The 2,608-nt window shown below is 71.6% G+C and carries 3 protein-coding genes; 1 reads left to right on the top strand and 2 read right to left on the bottom strand.

From position 1 onward, the window contains the following. Positions 1-199 precede the first annotated feature (199 nt). Positions 200-448, top strand: a complete 249-nt coding sequence (locus ACK5F2_RS12065; RefSeq protein ID WP_409864895.1) for a SlyX family protein — start codon at positions 200-202, stop codon at positions 446-448. A gap of 18 nt (positions 449-466) precedes the next feature. On the opposite strand, the gene ACK5F2_RS12060 is transcribed toward ACK5F2_RS12065, so the two are convergent. Together ACK5F2_RS12060 and ACK5F2_RS12055 are read right to left on the bottom strand one after the other, a co-directional pair. Further along, positions 467-1,855, bottom strand: coding sequence for a sensor histidine kinase (locus ACK5F2_RS12060; protein WP_409864899.1), 1,389 nt, complete (start codon positions 1,853-1,855; stop codon positions 467-469). 2 nt (positions 1,856-1,857) lie between these two features. Then, entirely contained in the window at positions 1,858-2,532 is a 675-nt protein-coding gene (locus tag ACK5F2_RS12055) for a response regulator (protein WP_409864897.1), read from the bottom strand. Positions 2,533-2,608 lie beyond the last annotated feature (76 nt).

Raw genomic sequence — 2,608 nt, 5'->3', positions numbered from 1 at the left:
GCACCAGCAGGGCGGTCTTCATGGCGCGGTTGGCCACCAGGGCGCCGAGCAGGCTGCAGATCAGGATGGCGCCAAAGATGTAGATCAGTTTCATGGTGGCCGCGATGCTAGGGGCTCCCGCGCCCCGCGCCGGCAAGCCGCCGTGCTTTCTTCACGCTGGCCCACGCTTCTGCGGTCCAATACCGCCATGAATACCGCCATGAGCACGAACGAGAACCACGAGCCCCCGGCGCTGGCACAGCTGGAGCAGCGCGTCACCGAGCTGGAGATCAAGGCCAGCTTTGCCGAAGACCTGGTGGACCATCTCAACGAGATCGTGGCCCGCCAGCAGCAGCACATCGAGCTGCTGGCCCGCCAGCTGCAGGAGCTCAAGCAGCAGCAGGGCTCGGGCGATGGCGGCGGGGCCACGGTGCGCAGCCTGCGCGAGGAGCTGCCGCCGCATTACTAGCCCGGGCCTCAGGCAACATCAGGCGGCAGGCAGGATGAGTTGCACGCGCAGACCGCCCAGGGGGCTCTCGCCCAGGGCCAGCTCGCCGCCATAAAGCTCGGCCAGCTCCTGCACGATGGCCAGGCCCAGGCCGCTGCCCGGCCCGACCTCGTCCAATCGGCGTCCGCGCTGCAAGGCCGCGGCCCTGAGAGTGGGCGGAATGCCCGGCCCGTCGTCATCCACGCTCAGCCGCAGACGCCGTCCGGGCTGAAGGGCCGCCTGCACCATCACCCGGCGGCCTGCCGCCTTGCAGGCGTTGTCCAGCAGATTGCCCAGCATCTCCTGCAGGTCCTGCGCCTCGCCGGCAAAGGCCAGCGCCGGGGCCAGCGCGTGTTCAAGGCTCAGGCCCTTGTCGGCATGGACCTTGCCCATCAGCCGCAGCAGGCCCTCCAGCACCGGCGCCAGCGGCGCGCGCAAACCGGCAGCCCCCTGGACGGCCGCGGCCGCCGCGGCGCGGGAGCGGGCCAGATGCCAGTCGATATGCCGCCGCGCCAGCTGCACCTGGTCCTGCACCAGAGCCGGCAGCTCTTGCAGGGCCTCCGGGCTCTGCCGGGCCGCGGCCCCGCCCTGGGACAGTATGGTCAGCGGCGTCTTGAGCGCATGGGCCAGGTTGCCTGCCTGCGCGCGGGCGCGCTCCAAAAGCTGTGCCTGGCGCTCCAGCACCCCGTTCAAGTCCTCCACCAGGGGCTGCACCTCGTCCGGGTAGCGCCCGCCCTCCAGGCGGGCCGTCTGCCCCTCGCGCAAGGCGGCCAGGGCCTGGCGCAGCCGGCCCAGCGGGGCCAGGCCCAGCGTGATCTGCAGGAGTGCTCCGCCCAGCAGCAGGACCAGCAGCAGCAGCAGGGACCAGGCCAGCGCGGCATCGAAACGTTGCGCGCCCCGCTCCAGCGAGCGCATGTCTGCCGCCACCATCACGCGCCAGGGCTGGGCCGCGGCCTGTGCCTGCAGCCAGCGCTCGATCAGCAGCAGCCGCTCGCCCCGCTGCGTCAGCAGCTCATGCACATGCAGCTCGCCGTCGCGCGGCTGGTCGGGCGGGGCCACCAGCTCCTCGTCCCAGAGCGAGCGCGAGCGCAGCAGGCCGGCTCGGCCCGGACTGCCCGCCCCGTCCACCTGCCAGTACAGACCCGACTGCGGCCGGCTCCAGCGCGGATCGGAGAGCTGGCGCTCATCCACGCTGGGCTGCCCCTGGGCATCCACCTCCAGACGCGCCATCAGCTGGTCCAGATCCGCGCTCAGGCGCTCCACAAGCTGCTGCCGCACCTGCTCGCGAAACAGGGCCGAGAGGCCCAGGCCCGCGGCCACCAGGGTCAAGCCCGCAGTCAGCAGGGTGAGCAGCAGCAGCCGCTGCCTGAGCGAGGGCAGAAAACGCATGCTCAAGGCGGCGCCGCCTCGGTGCCCGCCAGGCGGTAGCCCAGGCCGCGCACCGTCTCGATGAGGTCCGCCCCCAGCTTGCGGCGCAGCCGCGCCACAAAAACCTCCACGGTGTTGGAGTCGCGCTCGAAGTCCTGCGCGTACAGATGCTCGACCAGCTCGCTGCGCGACACCACCTGCCCCGCCCGGTGCATCAGATAGGCCAGCAGCCGGTACTCCTGGGCCGTCAGGCTGACCGGCAGCCCCTGTTGCGTCACCGTACCGCTGCGTGTGTCCAGCGTGATATCGCGCTGCTGCAGCAAGGGCGATGCCAGGCCATGGGCTCGGCGCAGCAAGGCCCGCAGGCGGGCCAGCAGCTCCTCGCCGTGAAAGGGCTTGCTGAGGTAGTCATCGGCTCCCGCATCGATGCCGGCAACTTTCTCGTGCCAGCCATCTCGGGCGGTCAGGATCAGCACCGGCATGCGCCGGCCCTGGCTGCGCCAGCGCTGCAGCACCGTCAGGCCGTCCAGCAGGGGCAGGCCCAGATCCAGCACCACGACGTCATACGGCTCGGTCGCGCCCAGATGTAGGGCGGTCTGCCCCTCGGCCGCTTCGTCAACCACATAGCCCGCCTGTTCCAGCATCTGCCGCAGCTGGCCGCGCAGCAGGGCCTCGTCCTCCACCAGCAACAGCCTCATGGCTTGCGGCCTCCAGACGCCGTGGGCGCCGGGCTTGCCGCCGCGCGCGGGCGCGCCCGCAGCACCGCGGCGCTGC

This window comes from Roseateles sp., assembly GCF_046300915.1.
Classification (GTDB): Bacteria; Pseudomonadota; Gammaproteobacteria; order Burkholderiales; family Burkholderiaceae_C; genus Kinneretia.
This window is presented reverse-complemented; position numbering and strand designations above follow the sequence as displayed.